At 66.6% G+C, this 23,442-nt stretch carries 18 protein-coding genes; 10 read left to right on the forward strand and 8 right to left on the reverse strand.

Annotated elements, in window-relative coordinates; translation table 11 throughout:
• Positions 1–56 precede the first annotated feature (56 nt).
• Positions 57–1,301 carry an ABC transporter substrate-binding protein gene (locus D3877_RS21595; protein WP_119833147.1) on the forward strand — a complete coding sequence of 415 codons (1,245 nt, stop codon included), beginning with the start codon at positions 57–59 and terminating at the stop codon, positions 1,299–1,301.
• 140 nt (positions 1,302–1,441) lie between these two features.
• Positions 1,442–2,128, forward strand: coding sequence for an MJ0042-type zinc finger domain-containing protein (locus D3877_RS21600; protein WP_119832837.1), 687 nt, complete (start codon positions 1,442–1,444; stop codon positions 2,126–2,128).
• A gap of 28 nt (positions 2,129–2,156) precedes the next feature.
• On the opposite strand, the gene D3877_RS21605 is transcribed toward D3877_RS21600, so the two are convergent.
• The 4 genes from D3877_RS21605 to D3877_RS21620 form a co-directional block, all read right to left on the reverse strand.
• Positions 2,157–3,848, reverse strand: coding sequence for a response regulator transcription factor (locus D3877_RS21605; RefSeq protein ID WP_119832838.1), 1,692 nt, complete (start codon positions 3,846–3,848; stop codon positions 2,157–2,159).
• A gap of 23 nt (positions 3,849–3,871) precedes the next feature.
• The gene (locus D3877_RS21610; RefSeq protein ID WP_119832839.1) at positions 3,872–5,023 is read right to left on the reverse strand and encodes a hybrid sensor histidine kinase/response regulator; all 1,152 of its coding nucleotides are present in this window, start codon (positions 5,021–5,023) and stop codon (positions 3,872–3,874) included.
• Positions 5,024–5,219: 196 nt separating this feature from the next.
• On the reverse strand, positions 5,220–6,422 hold the full coding sequence (locus D3877_RS21615; RefSeq protein ID WP_119832840.1) for an HDOD domain-containing protein: 1,203 nt from the start codon (positions 6,420–6,422) through the stop codon (positions 5,220–5,222).
• Between the two features lie 3 nt (positions 6,423–6,425).
• Positions 6,426–8,075 (reverse strand): PAS domain-containing sensor histidine kinase, encoded by a 1,650-nt coding sequence (locus D3877_RS21620; protein ID WP_158599963.1) that lies wholly within the window; start codon positions 8,073–8,075, stop codon positions 6,426–6,428.
• A gap of 427 nt (positions 8,076–8,502) precedes the next feature.
• Between D3877_RS21620 and D3877_RS21625 the strand changes: the two genes are divergently transcribed.
• Positions 8,503–10,776: a methyl-accepting chemotaxis protein gene (locus D3877_RS21625; RefSeq protein WP_119832842.1), complete on the forward strand. Its 2,274-nt coding sequence runs from the start codon at positions 8,503–8,505 to the stop codon at positions 10,774–10,776.
• Between the two features lie 20 nt (positions 10,777–10,796).
• On the opposite strand, the gene D3877_RS21630 is transcribed toward D3877_RS21625, so the two are convergent.
• From D3877_RS21630 to D3877_RS21645, 4 genes are all read right to left on the reverse strand, one after another.
• A complete protein-coding gene (locus D3877_RS21630) occupies positions 10,797–13,430 on the reverse strand; it encodes a TIGR02302 family protein (protein WP_119832843.1) in 2,634 nt (877 codons plus the stop codon).
• 130 nt (positions 13,431–13,560) lie between these two features.
• Positions 13,561–14,457, reverse strand: coding sequence for a DMT family transporter (locus tag D3877_RS21635; protein ID WP_238475021.1), 897 nt, complete (start codon positions 14,455–14,457; stop codon positions 13,561–13,563).
• 150 nt (positions 14,458–14,607) lie between these two features.
• On the reverse strand, positions 14,608–15,174 hold the full coding sequence (locus D3877_RS21640) for a DUF2934 domain-containing protein (RefSeq protein WP_119832845.1): 567 nt from the start codon (positions 15,172–15,174) through the stop codon (positions 14,608–14,610).
• Positions 15,175–15,315: 141 nt separating this feature from the next.
• Positions 15,316–15,987, reverse strand: coding sequence for an acyloxyacyl hydrolase (locus D3877_RS21645; protein WP_238475022.1), 672 nt, complete (start codon positions 15,985–15,987; stop codon positions 15,316–15,318).
• 115 nt (positions 15,988–16,102) lie between these two features.
• Here D3877_RS21645 and D3877_RS21650 point away from each other — a divergent pair, with 115 nt between their 5' ends.
• The 7 genes from D3877_RS21650 (at position 16,103) to thiD (ending at position 23,415) form a co-directional block, all read left to right on the forward strand.
• Positions 16,103–17,656, forward strand: a complete 1,554-nt coding sequence (locus tag D3877_RS21650) for a bifunctional aminoglycoside phosphotransferase/ATP-binding protein (protein WP_119832846.1) — start codon at positions 16,103–16,105, stop codon at positions 17,654–17,656.
• Between the two features lie 160 nt (positions 17,657–17,816).
• Positions 17,817–18,683: a universal stress protein gene (locus D3877_RS21655; protein ID WP_119833149.1), complete on the forward strand. Its 867-nt coding sequence runs from the start codon at positions 17,817–17,819 to the stop codon at positions 18,681–18,683.
• Positions 18,684–18,785: 102 nt separating this feature from the next.
• Positions 18,786–19,046 carry a hypothetical protein gene (locus D3877_RS21660; protein WP_119833150.1) on the forward strand — a complete coding sequence of 87 codons (261 nt, stop codon included), beginning with the start codon at positions 18,786–18,788 and terminating at the stop codon, positions 19,044–19,046.
• A 187-nt stretch (positions 19,047–19,233) separates the two neighbouring features.
• On the forward strand, positions 19,234–19,782 hold the full coding sequence (locus D3877_RS21665) for a cytochrome b (RefSeq protein WP_119832847.1): 549 nt from the start codon (positions 19,234–19,236) through the stop codon (positions 19,780–19,782).
• Positions 19,783–19,916: 134 nt separating this feature from the next.
• Positions 19,917–21,080, forward strand: a complete 1,164-nt coding sequence (gene folP, locus D3877_RS21670) for a dihydropteroate synthase (protein ID WP_119832848.1) — start codon at positions 19,917–19,919, stop codon at positions 21,078–21,080.
• A 161-nt stretch (positions 21,081–21,241) separates the two neighbouring features.
• Entirely contained in the window at positions 21,242–22,618 is a 1,377-nt protein-coding gene (glmM, locus tag D3877_RS21675; RefSeq protein WP_119832849.1) for a phosphoglucosamine mutase, read from the forward strand.
• The gene (gene thiD, locus D3877_RS21680; protein WP_119832850.1) at positions 22,615–23,415 is read left to right on the forward strand and encodes a bifunctional hydroxymethylpyrimidine kinase/phosphomethylpyrimidine kinase; all 801 of its coding nucleotides are present in this window, start codon (positions 22,615–22,617) and stop codon (positions 23,413–23,415) included. Before glmM ends, thiD begins: the two co-directional genes overlap by 4 nt.
• Positions 23,416–23,442 lie beyond the last annotated feature (27 nt).

The raw sequence follows: 23,442 nt of genomic DNA on the forward strand, positions 1-23,442 counted from the left end.
GGCGACCCGACGCCAACATGATCGGCGCAAACAACAACAATGATGCGGAGGACACAATGGCCAAGCGTGGATTCATGGGCGGCGCGGCTCTCTCCCTGGCGGGACTGTGCGCGGCGGGGGTGTTGGCTGGGGCGGGTCCGGCGGCGGCGGAGATCGCGGGCAACCGGATCAAGCTGGGCGTGCTGACCGACATGAGCGGCTTCGCCGCCGATTCCACCGGCACCGGCTCGCTGGTCGCCGCCCAATTGGCGGCGGAGGATTTCGCCAAGGAGCTTCCCGGCGTGACCATCGAGGTCGTCGTCGGCGATCACCAGAACAAGCCGGATCTGGGATCCTCCATCGCCCGGCAATGGCTGGACCAGGATCATGTGAACGCCATCCTCGACGTGCCCTTCTCCTCGGTGGCTCTGGCGGTCAACGAGGTGGCGCGCGGGTCAAAGGCGATGATGGTCGCGTCCGGCCCCGGCACCACCGAACTGACCGGGCCGAAATGCTCGCCCAACACCGTTCAATGGACTTACGACACCTGGGCGCTCGCCAACGGCACCGCGCGGGCTGTGGTCGGGCAGGGCGGCAAGAGCTGGTATTTCCTGACCGCTGATTACGCCTTTGGCCACGCGCTGGAACGCGACGCGGGCGCGGTGGTGACAAGCGCCGGGGGAACCGTGCTGGGCAACGTCCGCCACCCGCCCAACGCGTCGGATTTCTCGTCCTTCCTGTTGCAGGCGCAGGCGAGCCGGGCGCAGATCATCGGGCTGGCGAACGCCGTCGGCGACACCATCAACTCGGTCAAGCAGGCTGTGGAATTCGGCGTGACCGGCGGCGATCAGCAAAAGCTGGCGGCGCTGCTGATGCAGTTGACCGACGTCAACGCCGTTGGCCTGCAAGCCGCGCAGGGGCTGTATCTGACCGAAGCCTTCTATTGGGATCTGACCGACGGCACGCGCGCCTTCGCCGACCGCTTCGCCGCCCGGATGAAGGGCCGCCGCCCGACCGGCAATCAGGCGGGCGTCTACAGCGGCGCGCTGCATTATCTGAAGGCGGTCAAGGCCGCCGGAACCACCGACGCAAGCGTGGTGGCCGGGGCGATGCGCGATCTGCCCATCGACGACGCGCTGTTCGGCAAGGGCGTGGTTCGCGTCGATGGTCGGGCGGTGCACGACATGCATTTCTTCCAGGTCAAAACCCCGGCGGAGTCGAAGGGGGAGTGGGATTACTACACCCATCTGAAGACCATTCCGGCGGCGGAGGCGTTCCGCCCGCTGGATCAAGGCAACTGCCCGCTCGTCAAAAAATCCTGACGCGGGGACGCCGGGGCCGACGCGATTGGCCGCGTCGGCCCCGGCGCGCGCGCTGTTGACCGTTGAGGCGAAAGGCTGCGGGTTGCGTCTGGGGGCGCAGCTAACTATAAGGCAAATGGCAACCTTTCTTCGACGGCGCGATGATCGTTTCCTGTCCGAACTGCTCGACGCGCTACACCCTGTCCGAATCGTCGGTCGGGGCGAACGGTCGCAAGGTCAAATGCGCCAAATGCGGCCACATCTGGTGGCAGCGGGCGGTGGAAACCGATTTCTTCAGCGCCGACCTGTCCGACGCGCCGACGGAAATCCGCCCCTCCCACCCCGTGGGGCGCGGAGCGGCCAAGGGCGGCAAGGGTGGGGCCAAGGCGGCGGGCAAGAAAGCCAGCGCCCGGCCCGACAAACGCACCATCATCGGTCTGGTGGCGCTGGTCCTCGTCGTCGCGGCGATTGGCGGCGGGGCCTATGTCGCCCGCGATTACGTCGTTCACCGCTGGCCGCCCGCCGCCCTGCTGTATGAGACGCTGGGCATGGCGGTCGAAGCGCCGGGCGCCGGGCTGCAATTGCAGAATGTCCGCTCCGAACAGAAAGTTGAAGGCGGGGCGACCAGCTTGATCGTTCAGGGCCAGATCGTGAATGTGTCGGACGTCGAGCGGATGGTGCCGCGTCTGCGCGCCGTCTCGTTGGGTCCCGATCACAAGCCGTTGCAAAGCTGGCTGATGGATCCCTCGGCGGAACGCCTGCAACCGGGCGATTTCGCCACCTTCCGCCACAGCCAGCCCGACCCCGGCCCCGTCACCGAGGTGACGATCACGCTGGACGGCGGATGACGGCGGCGGTCACGCTGACAGGCAACGCTCACACCGACAGGAACACTTTGTTCGACGGCAGGCGATAGGGCCGCTCGGGTTCCGGTTTGGCCTCGCCGATGGCCTTGCCGGAGATGAGGACCGCGCCCGCCGCGACCATCTGGCGGCACACCACGCTGGCGTCAACGTTGGACGCCCACACGTCGAACCCGGCGTTCGCCGCCGCCCGCACCGCCTCTTGCACCGCTTGCGCCATCCGTTCGCGGCGCAGGCCCGTGCTGTGCAAGATCGCGGCGTCGAGATGCAGAATGCTGACCCCCAGCGGCTTCAAGCTGGTCAAGCGTGGGTCGGTGACGTCGAGCGCGGTGGCGATGGGGCCGCCAAGCGGCGTCAGTTTGGCGATGATGTGGCGCAACAGGCCGGTGGGAACTTGATCGTCCAGATGGGTCAGCAGAAAGCCGATCTGCCCCTTGTCCAGCAGGCGGGTCGCGTCTTCCAACTGGCGTTCCACCTTGTAGGCGCCAATTTCCTGAAACACCGGGATGGCGAGCGGAACCAGCACCGTTCCCAGCTTGCGCCCGATGTCCGGCGACGCGGCGGCGGTCATCACGTCGCGCACCGCCGTGTCGATCAGATGGCATTGCAGATCACACATCATCGGATCGGTGACGCCCCGGATCAACGTCCGGTCTTCGGGAACAAAGATCCCGTCGATCTTGCGGCGCGTGTGAATCCGGCTGGCTGTGACCGCCTGGCTGCGCGCGTCCCACAGGGGTTGATAATCCATGCGGATCGAATCGGCGATGTCGGCGAAGGTTTCCGGCGGTGGCGCGCCGTTTTCGCCAGGGCCGCGCAGGGCGCTGGCGAACAGGCTTTTCAGAGTGCGGGAAAGTTCCGGGTCGGGCGGCGGGTCGTCCGGGTCGGCAAGGCCGCTGGGCGCCGCCAATCCCGCCCCCGATTCCCCCCCACTGTCCGCGTTGCTCTTGCCCAGCGCGTGGGTCAGGCGCATGCGCAGCAGGCCGATCCGGTCGGCGGCGTCGCCCCGGTCGGTGGTGGCCAGCACGAGCAGACGGGTTCCCGCCCCCAATTCGATCATCACGTCGGACGGCGTGATGGTTTCTTGCAGCACCCGGCCCAGAACGGCGGTGATCTTGGCGCGCGCCGATTTGGACAGGGTGAGATAGTCGCGGTGAATGTCTTCCGGTGAAATCACAAAGACGCGGCCCTTCAGCGACGGGGCGGCGATGTCGGCGATGCGGTCCAACGGGGTCGGCGGCGGCGGTTCGGCAACGCTGTCGTCGATGTGGTTTTCGCGTTTCAGCCCTTTGAACAGGCGAATGAACTGTTTTTCTTTCAGCTCCACCGCCTGTTTGGCGCGGGACAGCCGCGCGTCGATGGTCGCGACAAGCACACGGTAATCCACCGGCTTGGTCAGATAATCATCGGCGCCGATCTCCCGCCCGGCGATCACATCCTCTTTGTCGCTGAGCGCGGTCAGCAGGATGACCGGCATCTCCGCCAGGGTCGGGTGTTCGTCGCGAATCGCCGCCAGCATTTGCAAGCCGTTCATCACCGGCATCGAGATGTCGGACAGCACCAGGTCGGGCGGCGATTGCTCAATCAGGGTCAGCGCCTCCCGTCCATTTCCGGCGGTCGAGACCTGATGCCCGGCGTGGGTCAGCACGATTTCCAGGTTGTCGCGCAGATCAACCTCGTCTTCGACCAGCAGCACATGGGCCATGGCGTCCCCCTTTCTGGCGCTGGTCAGCGCGCCGTCGTTTCCTGTGTCGCGCCGCCCAATGGCAGATGCAGGATGAACAGGCTGCCCCGGCCGACGGCGCTGCGCACCTCGATCCGGCCGCTGTGCATGCGGGCGAATTGGTCGGCCAAGTACAATCCAATTCCGGTTCCGGCAATGCCGCTGGATGTGGAGGCGCGAAAGAACTTGTCGAACAATCGGGGAATTTCATCCGGTGGAACGCCGACTCCTTCGTCGGCGACGGTGATGTGAACCTCGTGTCCGTTGATCGCCGCTTGCAAAAGCACGCGGTCGCGTCCGGGCGAGTATTTGACGGCGTTGCTCAACAGGTTGGTGACGATGTGGTCAAGCATGCGCGGATCGGCCTGGAAATCGGTCGGCAAGCGCCCTGTTTCGATCACGATCTGGTGGCCGGTGGTGGCGCTTTGGAGCCGTTCCACGGCGGCGCGCAGCAGGGCGTCGAGATTGATCGGTTGCGGATGAGGCTCCAAGCCCCCGGCTTCCAGTTTGGAGATGCTGAGCACGCTTTCCATCAGTTCGGTCATCCGGCGCACCGAATCACGAATCATGTCGATGCGCTTGCCACGCTGCTGCTCGGTGATCTGGTAGGGGCCGCCGAGGATTTCACAGGCGCTGTCGATGATCGCCAGCGGCGTGCGGAATTCGTGGCTGACCATGGCGACGAACTCACGCTGCTGCTTGGCGGCGGCGCGTTCCCGTTCCAGCGCGTTGCGGGTGACGTCGGCCTGCCGGATCAACTCGCGCTCGGCCTGGTGCAGCCGGTATTGCCGCAATCCGGCGTCCACCGCCTCGATGACGATTTCCACCGGCGTCGGCTTGTTCAAGAAGCGAAAGACATGGCCCCGATTCACCGCCTGGATCGCGGTGTCCTGGTCGGCGTTGCCGGTCAGCATGATGCGGACGGCGGCGCTGTGGTGCTTTTCGCATTCGGCGAGAAATTGCACGCCGTTCATGCCCGGCATCCGCATGTCGGCGATGATGACGGCGACGTCGGGTTCGTTGGCCAGAATGGCGAGGGCTTCCTGCCCGCCCAATGAGGTCAGCAGGGAATAGCGGCGGCCCAGATGGCGGCGGTAGCCGGACAGAACGTTGGGGTCGTCATCGACCAGCAGGACTTTTTCGATGTGCTCGGGCATCCGACCGGCTCTTTTCCCTAGGGGTGAGCAAACTATGCAGATTTTGTGCCGTCTGGCCGCTGGCGTGAATCGGGGTGTGGCTGTCTGTCAGGGCGACGACGACCCGCAAACGTCGGCTGATCGTCGCAAAATGCAGCGCAAATTGACACCATGTCCCTGTTTGCCCATGGGCATGCGTTCCTCTCCCCCTTGGCGATCAGGTTTGCAGGCTCTGAGCGGCGGCGATCCATTCCGCCTGATGGGTCGTCACCAGGGGGTGGAGCGCCAAACCCGGATCAAGGCCGCGCAACGGGTCGCTCGGGTCGGCGTCAACCAGGGCGTTGGCGATGTGAACGGCCAGCAGCGCGCCGTCGCACCCGATGGCCGGACCAATGTGGGCAAGCGGGTCGTGATGGTAGGCCACCGCCTCGACAATCATGTCGGGCAACCCCCACAACCCCAGCAGATAGGCGGCGAACTCTTCATGGGTGGCCCCGGCGCAGCTCCGTTCGATGTCGGCCCGCTTGGCAGCGGGCAGATCGCGCGGCGCCTTGGCGATGGCCTGATAGGCGACCGGGCGATTGGCGGCGACGATCAACCAGCCCAAATCATGCAGCAATCCGGCGGTGAAGGCGGCATCCCGTTCGGTTGCGTTGCATCCGTTGATCGTGGCGATCTTGCGGGCCAGCGCGGCCACCCGAAAGCAATGAGACCAGAGGCCGAGGCTGTCAAAGGACGGCGGCAGCCGCGCCGGATCGAACTGGGCGATGATCCCGCGTTCCAGCACCACGGCCCGGACAATGTCGTAGCCCAGCGCCCGCACCGCCGCCAACGTCCGCTGGATGGGCGCGCGGGGCGCGAAATAGGCGGAATTGGCGACGTGCAGGAATTGAGCGGCCACGGGCGGATCGGCGTCGATGATCGCCACGATGCGGGTTTCCGACGGTTCGGCGCGTTCCATCTCAGCGTGCAAAGCCAGATAGGTTCGTGGAAGGGTCGGCAGATTCGGCAAACCGGACACCAGGGCGCGGGCGTCGGCTTGATCGAGGAAACGGCGCAATCCCGCCGCGCGGGTGATGCGGCTGATGAGCCGATCGCCGGGGCAGGGTTTGCACAGCACCGCATGGCTGGCGGCGACGATGCTCATCATGTCGTGCGGATCCGCCTCGGCGGTCAGAACGATGCGCAGGACAGCGGGATGGAGGCGGGCAATTTCAGTCAGCAGAGATCGACCATGCAGTCCGGGCATGTTGAGATCGGTTACGAGCACGTCGATGGTCTGACGATTGAGAATTTCCAACGCCGCTTCGCCGCTGGACGCGATCGCCACCCGCCAATCAAGACCGGCCGCGCGTATCAACCGTTGCAAACCGCGCAGGGTCTGCGGTTCGTCATCGACGAAGAGGATCGACAGGGGCATGGCCTAAGCCATTTCTTGAGGTTGGCGTTCCGAACGGTCGTTGTCGGAGACGTCGGCGATGGGCAATTGGACATGAAAGCAAGCGCCCTGTCCAACCTCGCTTTCCACGCTGATCCGTCCGCCGTGACGGCGCAAGACGATGCTCTGGCAAATCGACAGCCCTTGCCCGGTTCCCCGGCCCGGCGGTTTGGTCGTGAAGAACAGGTCGAAGATCTTCTCCCGATTCTCAGGCGGAACGCCGCAGCCGGTGTCGCGGACGCTGAGGACCACGCAATCGTCGGCGCGTTTCAGCCCCAGCGTGATGGTTCCCTTGACGCTGTTGTCGGCGCCGGACGCCCGGTTCTTGTCCTCAATCGCGTGAGCGGCGTTGACGATCAAATTCAAGATGACCTGATTGATGCCGCCCGCCTCGCAAAAGACCGGCGGCAGGTCAGGTTCAATGTCAAAGACGACGTTGGCGACGTATTTCCATTGGTTGCGGGTGACGGTGGCTGTGGTTTCCAGCGCGCGGGCCAAATCGGTCCAGGCCTTGTGCCCGGTGTCGGGGTGGGAGAATTCCTTGATGGCGCTGACGATCTTGCACACCCGCTCGACCCCTTCCAACCCTTCGGTCAGGGCGGTGGGGATTTCATCGACCAGATACTGGGAGTCGTCGTCCAACGTTCCGACCGCCGTGACCAGACGGTCGCGGATCTCGATGAAGGAATCCCGGACGAACTTCATGTTGTCGCCGATGTATTGCATCGGGGTGTTGATTTCGTGCGCGATGCCGCCCGCCATGGTGCCCAGCGATTCCATCTTCTGACCGTGCATCACCTCCAACTCAAGCTCGCGGTTGCGGCGTTGCATGGTGACGAAGTCGGTCATGTCGTGCGCTTCCAGCAGGACATAGAGGACGTCGCCCCCCGCTGACCGCACCGGGTGGCAGGTGACGGTGAAATGGTGGGAGGCGTCGGCGATGTTGGCGAATTGCAGGTCGAGCGATGTGGCGTCTCCCAAAGCCGCCGTTTCCACCGCGTCCCGGATGGCGGCGCGGGCGGCGTCTTCGGTCCCGAACCAGGGGCCATCCCACAGGGGTTCTCCCGTCACCTGCTCGCGCGCCAATCCGCGAAAACTGAGCGCGGCGTGGTTGATTTCGACGACGGCGCCGTCGATGAGCAGCAGCATGACGAAGGTGCCGACTCCGTTGAAAATCGCCTTCACCCGGCGGTCGCTCTCCGCCTTGGCGCGTTCCAGAAGCTCGATGTATTGCAAGCGGCCATAGGTGGCGGAGGTTTCCGATCCAAGGCCGCGATACCCGGCGAACGCCCCGTCGGCGGTGAAAAAGGGGCTGGCGCTGATGGTGATGTGGTGCGCCCGGCCCGTGTCGTCGGTCAGGCTGTAGGCGAAATCATAGAACGGCTTGTGCGCCGCCATGGTGGCGATGTGGTGTTCCAGAGCCTCGCTTTTGGCGCCCCGCCGTCGGAAATCCAAGCAACTGACGCCGATCATCGTCTCCACGCTGAGGCCGGTGGCTTCCCGAAAACCATCGGTGAAGCGGGTGAAGCGCAAATCCGCGTCGCACTCCCACGCCCAATGGCGACCGGACGCGCTGATGGCTGCAACCAGCAGATCGTACAAGCCAGCGCTGTCCGATGATTGATTGGCGGCCATAGGAACCCTCCAGATGTCAGACCGAATGACGGCGCCGAAGACCCTAAAGCAAAGATTGCAACAATCGCTCCAGGAGCCAAAGCCCATTGTGTCGCCCTTGTTGGTGGAGTTGCCAAGCTGGGGGCGCCCCCGAGGGCGCGGCGGGCTAAGATTTTGCGCCGGGTTGGCCTCTTCAGTTTTCATGAACAAAGACAATTTTTAACGCCGGAAGTGCTCCCGTGTCCGTTTTATAACAAACGAAAGATCTATAGAAATATTGTTTCGACGTCAGAAAGTTCTGGAAATTCCATTCGCTCTATTCATTATGGTGCAAACAAAGGTCACAAAAGAGTTCATCAAAATGTAACATAAAGTTCAAAAAACTGAAGCAATAAAAATTGCCGATTTTCTGATTTTGATCGCCTTCGGCGCGGGGGAGGGTGCTTCTATGAGAGTTAAGCTGTCGATCACGGCGCGGCTGATCGCCTTGCAGGCTTTGATGGCGGTTGGGTTGCTCGCGTTGCTGTTGGCCAATCAACTGGCCTTTCAGCGAACCGAGCGGGATTTGCTGTCGGCGCAGCGCAGTCAGAATGACGCCCGGTTGGCGCAAAGCGTTGGGCGGGGGATTCTGGCGCACAAGCAGGCGCTTGACCGTTACGTTCTGGTCCGCAACGCCGATTCCCAAGGGCGCCTGGACGCCCTGCGGAGCCGCGCCGCCGACGACGTCGCGGCGCTGAACAGCGCTGACCTCTCGCCCCTGGTCATGGCCTATCTGGCGACCACCGCGACGATCCATGATCGGGTGGAAACATTGGGCGTCACCGAAAATCATGGGCTGCAATTGCGCCTGCGCACCGCCGTGCGCACGGTGGAAAAGCGCTTCGACGAGATCCGGGCCGACTCCATCGGCACGCGGCTGGAGGTGGTCAACCAGATGATGGTGCTGCTGTTGCAAATGCGGCGGCACGAAAAGGATTACATGCTGCGCGGCGAGCGCGCCCGCTACATGGGGCAGATCGCCGAACGCCGCACAGAGGTCCTGGAGATCCTGAAAACCGCGCCGTTGCTGGACCGCCTGAAAGAGGAGGTGACTCGGCTGTTGGAGGATTACGTCACCACGGTCAACGCCTTCGCCGACGGCGCCGACGCGTTGGCCGTGGCGCGGGCCGACAGCGACGCCAAGTTCGACGCCGCCGCAACCCGCGCCCTTGCGGCTGAAACCGCCGCCTTCGCCGCCGCCGACCGCGACCGTGACGCGGTGTTGACGACTCAAGACGAGATTCACACCCTGCTGATGGCGTCGGTGGTCGGGCTGTTGGCGGCGCTGTCGTTGGGCGGCTATCTGATTGGCCGGTCGATCACCATTCCGGTGCGGCGCTTGACCGCGTTGATGGGGGTGATGGCGCAGGGCGACTATGGCAGCCTCGTGCCCGATCAGGATCGTGGCGATGAGGTCGGGGCGATGGCGCGGGCCGTCGGCGTCTTCCGCGACAACGGCTTGGAAACCTTGCGCCTGCGCACGCTTCAGGAGGAGGAGCAGGTCAAGGCCGAAGCCGCCAAATTGGCGGCGCTGGAAGGCATGGCGTCCACGGTCGAGGGGGAAAGCCGTTCGGCGGTCAACCGCGTGGCCGAACAAACCCGCCGGATGGATGAAAGCGCGGCGGCGATGGCGGAGTCGGCGGCGCATGTCAGCGCCGATTCGCAAAGCGTCGCGGCGGCGGCGGAACAGGCCCTGAGCAACGCCCAGACCGTCGCCGCCGCGACCGAGCAGCTGAGCGCCTCGATTCGCGAAATCTCCTCGCAGGTCGCGCAAGCCAGCGATGTGTCGCAACGCGCGGCGGAGCAGGGTCGGGCGACGCAAGAATCGGTGCGGTCCCTGTCCGCCGCCGTCGATCAGATTGGCGAGGTCGCCGTGCTGATTCAGCGAATCGCCCAGCAAACCAATCTGCTGGCGCTGAACGCCACCATCGAAGCCGCGCGGGCGGGGGAGGCGGGCAAGGGGTTCGCCGTGGTGGCGAGCGAGGTCAAAAACCTCGCCAACCAGACGGCGGGCGCCACCGAAGACATTGGCCGCCGCATCGCCGACATTCAGGCGGTGACGAACGGCACGGTGACGGCGGTGGACAGCATCGGGCGCTCGATTTCCGAAATCGACCAAGTGTCCGCCGCCATCGCCGCCGCGATGGAGGAGCAATCCTCCGCCACCCAGGAAATCGCCCGCAACGTGCAGGAAACCTCCGTCGCCGTGCAGGAGGTGTCACGCCGCATCAGTCAGGTCTCGACCGAAGCCGACGCCACCGGGCGGCACGCGTCCACCGTCCGCGAGGTCGCGTCCAGCGTGTCGGGCAGCATCGACACCCTGCGCGGCACCCTGGTGCGGGTGGTGCGCACGGCGACCCAGGATGTGGATCGCCGCCGCCAGCCGCGCTTCGCCGTGCAAATCGCCGCCCGGATCGAGGGCGTCGGCGCTCCGCGTTCCGCCCGCGTGCTGAATCTGTCGGAAGGCGGGGCCACGCTGAGATTGGAGTCGAACGAAACGCTGTTGGACGAGGGGGTGTTGCGTCTGGACGGCGCGCCGCTGGCGTTGCCCTTCACGACGCTCAGCCAGAATGGGGGGGAGGCGCATGTGCGCTTCCAACTCAGCCCGGCGGACGCCGAGGCCTACCGTGAGGCGTTCCATCGTTTGACCGCTGGTCTGACCCCGATCCATCGGGCGGCGTGATCGTCAAACGGCAAGGAGGATCAGAACCGCTTCAGCAGCCGGTCGATGTATTCACGTTCCGGCTGCGGGCGGCTGTATTGGCCAGAGCGGCGGCGCAGCTCGTCGAGGATTTCGCGGGCGCGCTGAAGCTCTGACTGTTCGGGGATCTTGACGTCGTTGGCGTCCTGGCTGCCCATGCCGGATGGGCGACGGCCCAGCGGGTCGCGGCCCCGGCCCGGTCGGGGCTGCGGCTGACCCGACTGGCCCATCATGGCCGGGCCGCCCTGCCCCCCTTGCCGGGCCATCTGGTTGGCCAACTGTTCGGCCATGCTTTGCATCCCCTGCTGCAACGCGTCCATCGCCTGGGTTTGCGAGGGCACGGCGGCGCCGGGGGAGCCTTGCTGCAAGGCCTGGGCGGCGTCGCGCATGGCGCGTTCGGCCTGACCCAGCGGGCGGGGGATCTCGCCGCCGGACTGCTCGCCCATCCGGCGCATCAATTCGCCCAACTGGCGGCGCAACGCCTCCTGCTGTTCGGCCTGCTTTTGCAGGGTCGGGCTGCCGGTCATCTCACCGGGCTTGCCGTTGGGGCTGTTGCGGCCCTGTTGCCCGGATTGGCCCGGCTGTTGGCGACCGCGCGGCCCTTGCTGGCCGGGCTGTTGTTGGGGTTGGTTCAGCGCGTCCTGCGACTGGCGAAAGCTCTGGTCGAGAAGCTGTTGCTGCTGCTGGCTGAGCGCTTGCAACTCCTGCATCATTTGCCAGGAGTCGTTTTGGCCGTTCGGCTGGCCCTGTTGGGCCATCGCGCCCGACTGCATGCTTTCCAGCATTTTCTGCAACTCCGACAGCATTTGCCGGGCGGCGTCGCGCGATCCGGTCTGCGCCATCTCCCGCATGCGGTCCAGCATCTGCTGAAGATCGTTGCGGTCGGTCATGCGGTCGGCCAGTTCGGGGGGGATGGTCGGAACCTGTTCGCCGCGTTGCAGCGCGTCCATCATCCTCTGTTCCATGGCGTTCATGAACGCGTCGAGCGCGGCCTGCAATTCGTCCATCAACTGGTTGAGGTCGGCGTCGCTGGCCCCCTTGTCGAGCGCTTCGGACAGGCGGCGTTCGGCCTCGCGCAGGTCGCGTTCGGCCAGCGACAGCCCGCCATCCTCGACGCGCAAAGCGGTTTCCCACAACAGAGCCTGCACGGCGGGAACGGCGGCGGCGTCAACGCGGTCCAGCATCAATCGGGCGACGGCGGCGCGCAGGGCGAGGAAGGCGACCAGATCATGGCCGTACTGGCTGGGCCGCGCCGAAATCTCCGCCAGCGCGCGGGCGACCTCGGTCCGGGCCGCTTGCGGGCGGCGGGTCAGAGTTTTCCGCTGCTCGATGATCGCGCGAGCGACCGGATGGTTGAAGGTCCGTTCGGGCAGAATGAGGGGCGACTCGTCCGACTGGCCGGTCTGCCCGCCGCCATCGGTGGCGATCAGCCGAACGGCGACCGGCAGGCCAGCCCAAGGATGAGCGGTCAGATCGTGAAAGCCGCTGTTGCGCGCCTCTTTCGGGCGCAGGCCGGGCAGGGCGAGCGGCAAGTCCAGCGGCGCGCCGTCGGCGACGTCGCCCGTTTGACCATCGGGCATTGGGCGAATGCGGGCCTTCACCTCGGCCAGCCCGTAATCGTCGCGGGCGGCGTAATCCAGGCGCAACGCCCCGCGTTCCCCCGCCGCCGGGGGGCTGGCGTGGGCGATCTGCGGCGGCAGATCGGGGACGACGCGCACCGGCCAGCTTCCCAGAAGCCGCCCGTCCTGAAGCACCGCGATGCGGGTTCCGCCGACGATCGGGCGCTGGATCTGGAAGGCGGCGGCGTCCACCGTCTCGAAAGGCGTGGCATGGTTGGCCAGTTCCAGAACCGGCGGGACGCCGCCGCCGCTGACGCGGGCCATCACCAGACTGCCGGTGGGAACCGCCAGCGGTTGGGCGTTCGCGGCGGCGTCGCTGTTTCCGGCCCCGGCGCGGGTCTTCAAAAAGACCGGCGGCAGGTTGGTGTAATCGGGCGGCGCGATCCAGAGGTCGAGCGCGGCGCTGGCGCCGCCGCTGCCGCCGTCAAAGCGCGGCCACAGCGCCGCTGTCAAACGGGGCCGCCAGTCGCCCCAGCCGACGCCCCCGGCGACCACCACCAACAGGATGACCAAGGCGCGCAGGGCAAAGGGGTCGCGCGACGGCACAAGGGAGCGCGGCCACGACACCCGCAACCGGCCGAGAGCGGCGCGGACCCGCTCCTGGTGCAACCGCCACAGGGCCACGGCCATGGGATCGTCCCCGGCGGGGCGATCGCGCAGGGTGGAGAGCGGGCGGTGCGGCAGGTCGCTGTCGCGCTCCAGCCGGCGCAGCGCCTCGGCCTTGCTGGGCAGGGCCAGGCGGCGCAGGCCGCGCGCGGCGGTGGCGATTACGGCGCCCAGCAAAAGGACAAGCAGGGCGGCGTGCAGCCAGCCCGGCAGGCTGGGCAGCGGGTTGAACAGCGCCAGCGCCAGGAACGCGCCCAGAAGGGTCAGCGGCGCCCACAGCGCCGGACCCAGCGCCTCCCACAGCAGGGCGGCCCCGGCCTGCCACAGGCGCGCGCGCGGCTCGACCGGCGGGGAAGCGTCGTTGGGGTCGGTCGGGTCCGCCGACGCGGTCGTCTGGTCCTTCTGCGTCATCCCGGCTTTCCTCCAACCCGGCCCGCGCGGCGGCGCGTGGCGGGCGTCACGGCGATGCTACAGCACATCATCCCGACATGGCGACAGTGTGACGCAAGGCGAGGGCCGCAGCGGAAAAAATCGCCAACGGTCAGTCGTCCGATCCCGCCGGGGGCGGGCGCGAGGGGGTGGCGTTGCGCCGGGTTTCGCGGTGCAGAATGTAAAGGCCGCTCACCATCACCACGGCGGCGCCCAGCCCCATGGACGCGGTTGGCACGTCGCCCCACAGCAGCCAACCAAACAGAACCGCGATCAACAACGAACTGTAGGTCAGCGGCGCGACCACAGCGGCGGGGGCCAGCGAATAGGCGCGCGTCATCAGCAATTGCGCGCAGCCGCCCAACAGGCCCATGGCGGTCAGCATCGCCCATTCGGTCGGGCTGGGCGTCGTCCAGGAAAATGGCAGGGCCAACCCCACCAGAACCGTGGTCAACAGGGTGAAGTAAAAGACGATGGTGTTGGACGCCTCGGACTTGCTGAGCTGGCGGATGGTGATCATCGCCGTGGCGTTGCAGAAGGCGCCGATCAACGCCACCAAAACGCCGAGGCTGAGCAGATCGCCGCTGGGCTTGGCGATGATGACCACGCCGGAAAAACCGACCAGCACAGCGCTCCAGCGGTGGATGCCGACCTTCTCGTTCAGCATCGGCACCGACAGCGCCGTCAAGAACAGCGGCGCGGCGAAGTTCAAGGCGATGGCGTCGCCCAGCGGCAGCAAATGAAAGGACCAGAACATGGCGATCATCGTCGACAGCCCGATCAGCGAGCGGGTGAGATGCCCCATCGGGCGCGCCGTTCGCAGGGCGGTTCGGAACCCGCCGCTCAGGTGAATGGCGAGGCAGACCGGGAGCAACGCGAACAGGCTGCGAAAGAACGCGACTTCGGTCACGGAGAAGCGATCCATCAGGAGCTTCACCAGCACGTTCATGATCGAAAACAGAAACACCGAGCCGAACATCGATGCGATGCCGAGCGGGGTGTTGTCCACCCGAACATGCGGAATGGACGTTGGGCCGGGAGGGGGAGTCACAATTCATCGACCCTATCAAAACAAAGCCGCCCGCGTCACGGTGTCGCGACGCGGGCGGGCATGTTCGGGCGGAATGGCGGCCCTGCGGCCTTATGGACTTGTGTTTGTTCAGCCTTTCAGGAGGCCGGTGATCTCGGCCTCGGCGCGCAGCCAATGGGCTTGCTCCTGGCCCTCGGGGCGGCCTTCGGCTTCCCAGATCTCATAGGCGCGTTCCTGAACGATCTTGTTCTGCTGACCGCGCAGAAGCCCTTCGGAGATGCTCATGTTGATGCGGGCGAGCGAGACCAGACGACGCTCTTCAATCGCGCCTTCCGTGGCCTCCATCGTGGTGGAGACGACATACTGCGCCAGATTGCGCAGGTTGGCCTTCACGTCCGGTTCCAGCGTGCAGGCGTCGTTGCTCAGAACCGTCTTGATGGCGATCCAGAGCTTCAGATTGTGGTCGAGCGCGACGCTGACATTATCGGGGCCTTCGGCCTCCAACAGCAGGCTGGCGGCGTGGAGCAGGGCGATGCTGTCCTGTTCGACGACGGCGAAGTTGGTGCGCAGAACGACGTCCGCGCCGGTTTCAATCACGGTCTCAATGCCAGCGTTGGCGGGAACGCCGGTGTTGGCGAGAGCCTCGGCAACGGTGGCGGCGGGAGCGGAGGCGGCGGTCTTGCGCTTGGTGGCCATTGGTGATTCCCCGGGAGCGTTCATTCCACGATCAATAGAACGAACCATGATTAAGATGTGGTTAAGGAATGTGTGAGGTGGGTGGTTGTGGTCTGGATTGACTGCGGCATATTCGCCGGAGCGCTCCATGTTCGGGCTTGTTCATGGTCCGCCGAAAGGCAAACGGTAATAAAAGCCAAACACGTTGTTCGGCGCGGTGGTCGGATCAACGGCGTTGCCGTCGGTGGCGATTCGGCTGTAGCCAAGACTGAAGCGCGACTTGTTGTCGAAGACGTAGCCCAGTTCCAATTGCGAGCGGAATTCCGTGGTGGCGCCCGCGTCGCGTTGCCCGCGCGGCAGATTGGTCGGGCCAAGACTGGCGCCGAAACTGGGGGTGAAGACGAAGGAGCCAAGCGGCACGTCGATGAGAACGCCGCCCATGACCCCGCCCGCGCCGCTGGAGCCGAGGCCGCCGCCGGTCAGCGCCCGCCCGCCACCGCCGTCGCCCATCCCGATCCATGGGCGGATGGTCGCATAGGCCTCGATGGCGGGCATCAGCGAGCCGCCAAGGCGCATCTTGTTGTTCAGGCCAGACAGGCGGCTGTCGCTCAGCTTGCGATCGTTGGACGGGGCGTCGAGGGCGGGCAGGCCATACGCCAGATCGCCAAGCGTCCAATGGTCCAGGCGATTCGACGGCGCGCCAACCATGCTTTGGCTGGTCGGGGCCGCGCTGGCGGGGCTGAGCAGGACGCAAAACAGGGCAAGCAGCGTCGCCGCGCCGCCCAGGCAGGCCCAGGGCGGTTGTGTGTCGTGAAAGACGGACGGACGGCTCACAGGCGTACCCTCCGGCGAAGCGGTGCTGCAACCCAGAATGTCGTTGTCCGTCGCCACAATTCAAGCTCGAAAGTGGTAGGGACGAACAGACGACGAAACTGCTAGTTTGAGCGCCATGAACACGGATCACGCCACGCCGCAGCCGCAGGAGGCGATCGCCTTTCTGAACGACCCGCGCCACCATGATGGGGCTGCGGTGACGCGGGTGGACACCCACGCCGCCATGGTCTTTCTGGTGGGGGAGCGCGCTTACAAGCTGAAGCGGGCCGTGCGCTATCCCTATCTGGATTACGCGACGGCGGAGAAGCGCCGGGTCGCCTGTCTGGCCGAACTGGCGATCAACCGCCGCACCGCGCCGTCCCTGTATTTGGGCGTTCAGGCGATTCTGCGCGGGGTGGATGGCGGCTTGCGTCTGGCTCCGCTGTCGGACGGGGTGGACGCTGCGGCCAACGCCGAGGCCGTCGATTGGGTGGTGACGATGCGGCGCTTCCCCGACGAGGCGCTGTTCGAGCGAATGGCCGAACGTCAAGCCTTGACGCCCTCCATCATGCGGGCCTTGGCCGAACGGATCGCCGCCTTTCACGCGGCGGCGGAGCCTCGGCGCGACGGCGGCGGTCTGGCGGGGATGCGCGCGGTGGTCGATGGCAACATCGACGCGCTGCAAAGCTTTCCCGCCTTGTTTCCCGCCGACCGGGTGGCGCGGTTGGGCGAGCGCACGGCGGCGGCGCTCGACCGGCTGCGGGCGGTGCTGGGGGATCGGCGGCGCGACGGCTTCGTCCGGCATTGCCATGGCGACCTTCATTTGCGCAACATCGTGCTGCTGGACGATGGGCCGACCCTGTTCGACGCCATCGAGTTCGACGAATCGCTGGCCGTCACCGACGTCTTTTATGACCTCGCCTTTCTGTTGATGGATCTGGATCATCGCGGCCTGCGTCCGTTGGGCAACGCCGTGCTGAACCGTTACGTCGAGGAAACCGGCGACGTTGGCGGGGTGGCGACCTTGCCGCTGTTCCTGTCCGCCCGCGCGGCGATCCGGGCGAAGGTGCTGGCGGCGGCGGACGAACTGGCCCCCGACGCGGCGGCTCAAGCGGAGGCCCGCCGTTATCTCGACGACGCCATCGCCGCGCTGGAGCCGCCGCCGCCCCGGCTGGTGGCGGTCGGCGGCCTGTCGGGCAGCGGCAAGTCGCGGCTGGCCCGTGGGGTCGCGCCGGATTTGGGCGGCGCGCCGGGGGCGCTGGTCCTGCGCAGCGACGTTCTGCGCAAACGCCTGTGCGGGGTGGCCGAAACCGACCGTTTGCCGCCAGACGCCTACGCCCCGGATCTCACCGCGCGGGTGTATGACGGGCTGGCGGAGCGGGCGCGGTTGGCCTTGTCCGCCGGTCAGGCCGTGGTGATCGACGCGGTGTGCGCCAGCCCGGACGAACGGGCGCTGTTCGAGTCCGTGGCCGCCGCCGCAGCGGTGCGGTTCGATGGGCTGTGGCTTGACGCGCCGCTCAACCTGCGCGCGCAACGTGTGACCAATCGCCGCAACGACGCCTCCGACGCGACGGCGGATGTGGTGAAACGGCAGGAAACCTACGATTTGGGCGACATGCGCTGGACGCGTCTGGACACGGGCAGGGTTGCGTCGGATGTGCTTGCCGAGGCGCTGAAAAGGTTGGTGTAATTTCACCAGACGGGCGGCGCGCCGCTGGCCTCGGTCCTGTTGTCAGCCACGCGCGCGTGACCGAAGAATGACGATGGGGGCCGCCGTTTGGCCGGTCAATCCGGCGAACACGGCCTCCACCGTCCGAGAGGGCCGCTCGATCCGGCTCGGGAGGATGTTCATGACCTACAAAACCATTCTGGTTCCGCTTGGCGGCGGCGACAACGACGCGGTGGCGATGAAGGCCGCCCTGTTGGTCGCCCGTGACTTTGACGCCCATGTCGTCGGCCTGTTCGTGACGCTCGACCCGCGCGACGCGGTGCCGATGCTGGGCGAAGGCATGTCGGGCGCCATGGTGGACGAAATCATGCGCGCGGCGGAAGGCGAGTCGAGCACGCACCGCGCCGCCGCCCGCCGCGTCTTCGACGCCGCCGTGGGTGAGGCTGGCGTCGAGCTGCGCGACGCCCCCAACGGGGTCGAGACGCCGTCCGCCGCTTGGCGCGACGTCGTTGGCCGGGTGGAAGACGTCGTGCCGCAGGAAGGCCGTCTGGCCGATCTGATCGTCTTCGCCCAAACCACGCTGGACGCCGACACCCAGGGTTACGCCACCATGGAAACCGCGCTGTTGAGCGCCGGTCGTCCGTTGCTGATTGTGCCGAAGACTCTGCCCGACGGCATCGGGCATCAGGTCGCCGTCGCCTGGAACGGCAAGATCGAATCCGCCCGCGCGGTGTCCGCCGCCTTGCCCTTCCTGCGCAGCGCCGATCAGGTGATGGTGCTGACCGCCGAAACCTCGGCGACGGACGCTGCGGCAGGGCGTCGCATTGCCGAATATCTGACTTGGCAGGGGGTCAATCCCGCGCTGACAGTGTTGAAGCCTGGATCAAAACCCGTCGGAGAGGCGGTCGTTGAAAAAGCCGTGGAACTGAAAGCCGACCTCCTTGTTATGGGGGGGTACGGGCACAGCCGGATGCGGGAAATGATCCTTGGCGGCGTCACTCGTTACGTGCTCAATCACGCCGGATTGCCGGTGCTGATGACCCACTGATCGGCGCGCGACGCTCCCGCCGCTTGTTTGGCGGGGGCGCCCTCCCCGACGGTCGATGGTTCCGACGCGACCGGCGTTCGGCCGTTCTGGGAGGAACGCGCCATGTTGACGATTAAAGACTGCATCGGCTTGAGCGACTTGACCGAGGCCGAGGTCGAGGCCATCGCCGAACACGAACATGTGCCGAGCATCATCGCGGCGGAAATGGGCTGTTGTTTGGCCCACAGCCCCGATGGACCCATGCGGATCGCGGAGATCCTGGTGGAGGACATCGCCGACGCCCGCGCCCACGGGCATGACCGCCACGCCGAGGAATTGGTGGTGGTCCTGCGCGACTTCGTCGTCGCGCACAGCCCGCAATGAGGTGGGACGGCTTCCTCGGTCACAGGTGAAGACGGGGAAGCCGTCGCCGGTCGGGCCGTTCAGCGCGGGTTCAGGAAGGGGGCTTTAGGGTCATGCACCTGTCACGGCGGGGCTTGATCCCGTCCTTCTCTCCTGATTGTTGGCGTGCGCCCAGCGCGACGCGCCATCACCCAACCTGGAGCCTTCCATGGCGACATCCTCCTACAGCCCGTCGCAAAAGGGGCTGCACTGGCTGATTTTTTTGCTGGTCATCGGTCTTTACGGCATCACCTTCGCCGAGGATCTGTACGCTCGCGGCACTCCAGAGCGCGCGATGGTCTGGTGGCTTCACATCTCCTTCGGGCTTCTGCTGGCCGGGGCCGTCGTGGCGCGGCTTGGCTTGCGCCTGACGCGGGGCGCGCCCAATCTGCCGTCGTCGATGTCGGTGAATGAGCAGCGGCTGGCCCAACTCGCCCATCTTGGGCTGTACGCCTTGATGATCGCCATTCCGGTCATCGGCGTCGTTCTGACATGGCTGCGCGGCGACACGCTGACCTTCTTCGGCCTGTTCACCATCCCGGCCCCCTTCGCGCCGGATCGCGAACTGGGCCGCACGGTCAAGGAGTTGCACGAGCTTGCCGCCAACCTGATTTTGGCGCTGGCCGGTCTGCACGCGGCGGCGGCGCTGTGGCATCACTATGTACGCCGCGACGACGTGCTGACGCGGATGCTGCCGGGATCCAACGCCGACGCGTGAGCGGGCTTTTTGTCCGCGACGGCGTTGTCGGCGGAGCGTTGAGGGCATGATCGTGATGAGGGGCTTGCGGCTTGCGCGCAGGCCCCTTGCCGTGCCAGGAACGAGGCGACGCCCCTTGTCGCGAGGCTTGCCCGATGCCGCCCATTCCTCCCCCCGCCAAACCCGCCGCCAAATCGGCTTGCGGATCGCTTGCCGCCTTCTGCCCGTGGGCGGGGGAGGAGGGGGTGCGGGTTTACTTGCGCCCGGTCGGGCTGATGCCGCTGGCCGCCTGGGCCAAGGGCGCGGCGGTGCCGTTGGCGGGCGGGCGTTTTTCGTTCGCCGCCGCTGAATTGATCGTCCGACAGCTTGACCGCCCCGACGGCGCGGACCGGATCGAGCGCGCCTTCGCCCCGCTGTCGGAAATTCTCGCCTGGGGGTGGGAGCGGTCGCGGGGGGTGGCGGAAAGGCTGGATCGCCAGCTTGGCGCGCTGACCCGCGCCCGCCCGGCCTTCGCCGGGGTCGATCTGAGCCGACCGCGCCTGATGGGCATCGTCAACGTCACGCCCGACAGCTTTTCCGACGGCGGCGACTTCCTCGACCCTGCCGCCGCCATCGCCCATGGCGAGGCGTTGGTCGCGGCGGGGGCCGACATCCTCGACATCGGCGGCGAATCCACCCGTCCCGGCGCGGCCCCCGTCCCCCCCGATGTGGAGGAGGCGCGCGTCCTGCCGGTGATCCGCCATTTCGCCGCCAAAGGCGTGGCCGTGTCGGTGGACACCCGCCACGCCCGCGTCATGGCGGCGGCCATCGGCGCGGGCGCGCGCCTCATCAACGACGTCGCGGGGCTGGCCGATCCGCTGGCCCTGCCGGTGGTGGCCAAATCGGGCGCGCCGGTGGTGCTGATGCACATGCAGGGCGAACCCGGCACCATGCAGAGCGACCCGCAGTACCGCGACGCCGCGCTCGACCTGTTCGATTGGCTGGAGGCGCGGGTGGCGGCCTGCGTCGCCGCCGGGGTGGCGCTGGACAAGATCGCGGTGGATCCCGGCATCGGCTTTGGCAAGACGGCGGCGCACAATGTCGAGATTTTGCGCCACGCGGCGCTGTACCACGCGCTGGGCTGCCCGCTGCTGATCGCGCTGTCGCGCAAGAGCTTCATCGGGCAATTGTCGCGCGGCGAGCCGCCACGGGCGCGGTTGGCCGGGTCGCTGGCCGCCGGTCTCGACTCGCTCAACCAAGGGGCGCAGATGCTGCGCGTCCATGACGTCGCCGAAACCGCCCAAGCCCGCGCCGTGTGGGAAGCGCTGCATCCGGTCTGACGACGGATCGTCGCGATCCATAAGGGGTTGCCCTGACGCCTTTGTGACGAGGCTTGACCGCAGGGGCGGCGAGGGGCCAAGAAGCAGCGTCATCGCTCCGTCATCACCGCTTGCGCGGGTGGATTGGGCGACGGCTTCACGTTTCTTCCCGAGGTTTTCCCATGACGCGACACCTGTTCGGCACCGATGGCATTCGCGGCACGGCCAACGTCGATCCGATGACCGCCGAAACGGCGTTGCGGGTGGCGATGGCGACGGCGCTGCAATTCCGCCGGGGCAACCACCGCCACCGGGTGGTGATCGGCAAGGACACGCGCCTGTCCGGCTATTTGCTGGAACCGGCGCTGACCGCCGGTTTCATCTCGATGGGCATGGACGTCGTGCTGGTCGGGCCGCTGCCGACCCCGGCGGTGGCCATGCTGACGCGGTCGTTGCGCGCCGACATGGGCGTGGTGATCTCGGCCTCGCACAACCCCTATCAGGACAACGGCATCAAGTTGTTCGGCCCCGACGGCTACAAGCTGTCGGACGAGGTGGAGATCGCCATCGAAACCCGGATGGGCCAGCCCTTCGCCCCCGATCTGGCCGGATCGCCCGACCTGGGCCGCGCCAGCCGGATGGAGGACGCGACCGGGCGTTACATCGAATATGTGAAGAACACCTTTCCGCGCGGCCTGCGGTTGGACGGGCTGAAGATCGTCATCGACTGCGCCAACGGCGCCGCCTACCGCGTCGCGCCCAAGGTGCTGTATGAGCTGGGGGCGGAGGTCATTCCCATCGGCGTCAGCCCCGACGGCACCAACATCAACAAGGGCTGCGGCGCCACCGCCACGCAAAGCCTGCAAGAGCAGGTGATCTTCCACGCCGCCGATCTGGGCATCGCGCTGGACGGCGACGCCGACCGCCTGATTATGGTGGACGAGGCCGGGCGCCCGATTGACGGCGACCAGTTGATGACGTTGATCGCGTCGTCCTGGGCGGCGTCGCAGACGCTGCGCGGCGGCGGGGTGGTGGCGACGGTCATGTCGAATCTCGGCATGGAGCGGCACCTCACCGGCCTTGGCCTGCATCTGGCGCGCACGCCGGTCGGCGACCGTTACGTCGTCGAAATGATGCGGGAGCGCGGTTACAACGTCGGTGGCGAGCAGTCGGGCCATGTCGTGCTGTCCGATTACTCGACGACCGGCGACGGGTTGATCGCCGCGCTTCAGGTTCTGGCGGTGCTGATCCAGTCGAACGGCCGCCCGGCCAGCGAGCTGTGCCGCGTCTTCGCCCCGGTGCCGCAAAAGCTGACCAACGTGCGCTTTTCCCCCGGTTCCACGCCGCTGGACGACAAGATGGTGCAAAGCGCCATCCGCGACGGCGAGGCACGTCTGGCCGACAGCGGGCGTCTGCTGATCCGCAAATCGGGCACCGAACCCTTGATCCGCGTGATGGCCGAGGGCGACGACGAGGCCTTGGTCCTTCAGGTGGTCGCCGACATCGCTGAGTCCATCCGGGTCAGCGCCGAAACTTCCGCAGCGGGAGCCGCATCATGAAGGGTCGCGTTCTGATCGTCGCCGGGTCGGATTCGGGTGGCGGCGCCGGCATCCAGGCCGACATCAAGACGGTCAGCGCGCTGGGGGCCTACGCCGCCACCGCCATCGCCGCGTTGACGGCGCAGAACACCCAAGGCGTCTATGGCGTCTTGCCGATTGATCCGGCCTTCGTCGCGCTTCAGATGAAGGTGGTGCTGGAGGACATCGGCGCCGACGCGGTGAAGATCGGCATGCTGGCCAACGCCGCCGTCATCGAAGCGGTGGCGACGGAGTATGAGGCGCAGGGCGGCAACGTTCCGCTGGTCGTCGATCCGGTGATGATCGCCAAGAGCGGCCATTTTCTGCTGGAGCCGGACGCGGTGCTGACTCTGCGCAAACGGCTGCTGCCGCTGGCGGCCATCGTCACCCCCAATCTGCCGGAGGCCGAGGCGTTGACCGACGTGCCGATCCGCGATCTGGACGGCATGCGCCAAGCCGCCAAACTGATCCTGACCTTCGGCCCCCGCGCGGTGCTGCTGAAGGGCGGGCATCTGGAGGATGACCGGCTCTATGACCTGCTGTTGAGCGAAGACGGCGAGACCGTGTTCGAGGGCGCGCGGATTCACACGCCCCACACCCACGGCACCGGCTGCACCCTGGCCTCGGCCATCGCCGCCGGTCTGGCGCAGGGATTGAACACGCACGACGCGGTCGCCCGCGCGCGGGCCTATGTGGAAACGGCGATTTTGACCGCGCCGGGCTTGGGCCATGGCCACGGCCCGTTGAACCATCTGCACACGGTTCGCGATTTTCCCTAAACTCGACGACCGCCGCCGCCCGGCGTT

Source organism: Azospirillum cavernae, assembly GCF_003590795.1.
Classification (GTDB): domain Bacteria; phylum Pseudomonadota; class Alphaproteobacteria; order Azospirillales; family Azospirillaceae; genus Azospirillum; species Azospirillum cavernae.